The organism is Cupriavidus phytohabitans (genome assembly GCF_000426345.1).
Taxonomy (GTDB): Bacteria; Pseudomonadota; Gammaproteobacteria; order Burkholderiales; family Burkholderiaceae; genus Cupriavidus.
This window is the reverse complement of the sequence record NZ_AUFE01000195.1, coordinates 1-2,478: the sequence shown is the minus strand read 5'-3', so window position 1 is coordinate 2,478 and position 2,478 is coordinate 1. Positions and strand designations below refer to the sequence as shown.

Below are 2,478 nucleotides of genomic sequence, written 5' to 3'. Positions count from 1 at the left end.
AAGCAGGGCGGCGGCCCCTCGAACCTCGTCATCTGTCAAGGGTTCGCGGGGGGAATTGCGATTTTATTGGCGGCTTAACTTGGATGGATTGCCCGAGTGGCCCCCAGCGCGCATTTAGCCGCAAGGCCTGGCCGCGCCGCGGCCGGGCCCATTGGGCAGATCAGCCGTGACTGGCTACGTGGATTTCAGGCGAAAAGCGCGCCAGTACGTGCCCGCTCATGCCCTTGGCAAGCTCCTCCTCCCCGAAAAAGACGGTACCGACTCCCTCCTTGCGTAGCATCAGCGACTCATCCTCGCTATGCGTACGCAATACCACTTCAATGTCTGGGTTGAGCGTGCGTGCCGCAACAACCATTTGCCGCACATTCAGCGGATCGGGTGTGGCCACAACCAACATCGCCGCATCAGCGATGTGTGCCTGGATTAGGACGGCGGGATCGGCTGCATTGCCCGACACCGAAACCACGCCTTTTCTGCGGAGGCTCTCGACCAGCTCGCGATTCTGCTCTGCCACCACGAATGGGATGCCTCGCGCGTCCAGAGCGCTGGCGATGCGCCTGCCCACCCGGCCATAGCCCACCAGCACTACCTGGCCCTCCAGATTCTTGCGCTCGGTGCTCATGGGCAATTCGGCGTAGGGGTCAATGCGCAATTCCAGCCTGCGCGCCCCAGCCGAATGCTGAAACATCCACCGCCGCACCGGTTCGATGGCGGTGAATAGAACCGGATTCAGCGCAATGGAGATGAGCGCGCCGGCTAGCACTAGGCTCATGCCTTCAGGCGGCAGCAAGCCAAGCGACAAGCCGAGTCCGGCCAGGATGAATGAGAATTCCCCGATCTGCGCAAGACTGGCCGAGACCGTTAGCGCGGTATTGAGGGGATAGCGGAAGGCAAGCACAAGGGTCAAGGCTGCGATGGACTTGCCGACGATGATGATGGCCAGCACGCCCAGCACATGCACCGGCTGCTTTAGCAGGATGGACGGCTCGAATAGCATCCCCACTGACACGAAGAAGAGCACCGAAAAGGCATCACGCAGAGGCAAGGATTCTTGTGCCGCCCGGTGGCTGAACTCGGACTCACGCATGACCATTCCCGCGAAAAATGCGCCCAGTGCAAACGACACGTTGAACAGCTGGGATGCGCCGTAGGCGATGCCAATTGCAGTGGCAATCACTGATAGCGTGAACAGCTCACGCGATCCGGTTCGTGACACCTGCCACAATAGCCAGGGCAGTACCCGGCGGCCCCCGATTAGCATCAGGGCAATGAAGGCCGCGACTTGCAGCAGGGTCTTGCCGAGGGTAAGCCACAGGGGCTGTGCGGTCTCCGCATACGCAGATGACCCGCCCAGCACGCCGGCCAAGGGCGGCAGCAAAACCAGCACCAACACAGTGGCCAAGTCTTCCACCACCAGCCAGCCCACCGCAATGCGGCCGTTCATGCTTTCGAGCACGCCGCGGGCTTCCAGTGCCTTGAGCAGGACAACAGTACTGGCACAAGACAGTGACAATCCGAATACCAGGCCGCTACCCCAGCTCCATCCCCACCACCAAGCGGTCAGCATGCCCAAGACCGTGGCCAATCCCATTTGTGCCACCGCGCCAGGCAAGGCGATGCGTCTGACTGCTAGCAAGTCGTCGAGTGAGAAATGCAGGCCGACACCAAACATCAGGAGCATAACGCCCACCTCAGAGAGCTGGGACGCCAGCTGCACGTCGGCGACGAAACCCGGGGTGCCAGGACCGATGATGATGCCGGCCACCAGATAACCCACGAGTGCCGGCATCCGGATCCGCTCGGCGATAAAGCCAAGAAGCAACGCAATGCCGAAGCCTGCGGCAAGTGTGGTGATCAGCGATATGTTGTGTTCCATGCGTTGCAATAGGTTGAAAGCAGGCGCGCTGCGGTACGCCGAAGCAGTCACTCCAGGCTGAAGGCGGAAGAACCGGCGCGCAGATCCGGTGGCAAGAGCGATGTCCGCTGCTGGGCTGAAAGGCTACCATAGAGGGGAATCACCAATCCGACAGCGCACCGGTGGCGCCGGTGCCGACTGTTGACGTGCCTGGCCCTGTTGATTGTTCGCAGGCCGAAAGCTTGACATCGCGATTTATGTGGTAGAGATTTCAGCCAATAAGGGACATGGCGCAGCATTCGACGAGGTAAAGGAATGGAATTTCAGGAGCTGAGCTTCACGTCCAGATATACGATTTACGATTGGTTATCAATGAAAAGGACCAATCTTAGGGCTACGCTGAATAAGCTGGGTAAGTTCAGTTACGCAGGTTGATCAGGGGCCCGTTCGGCCGAAAAAATAGGTGTGGTGACGAGAATTGGCCCTCGCGCGCCCCATCGGGGTGTGTTGGCGGGGCGTCCGCCCCGAGCTAAAGCCCACCCACTCGTCTATACGGATGCGCTGATCCAGGGTCTGCTCGGTCTCAAGCAGGTGTTCCACCTGCCGCTGCGCGCGCTGCAAGG

Annotated in this window: 2 protein-coding genes; both read right to left on the bottom strand. The window is 60.4% G+C overall.

Annotation, left to right across the window (positions count from 1 at the left end; translation table 11 throughout):
• Positions 1–160 precede the first annotated feature (160 nt).
• Positions 161–1,876: a cation:proton antiporter domain-containing protein gene (locus K309_RS0134550; RefSeq protein ID WP_035878918.1), complete on the bottom strand. Its 1,716-nt coding sequence runs from the start codon at positions 1,874–1,876 to the stop codon at positions 161–163.
• Between the two features lie 414 nt (positions 1,877–2,290).
• Positions 2,291–2,478 (bottom strand): hypothetical protein (locus K309_RS43910; protein ID WP_035878916.1); only part of this gene is annotated, 188 nt, incomplete at its 5' end.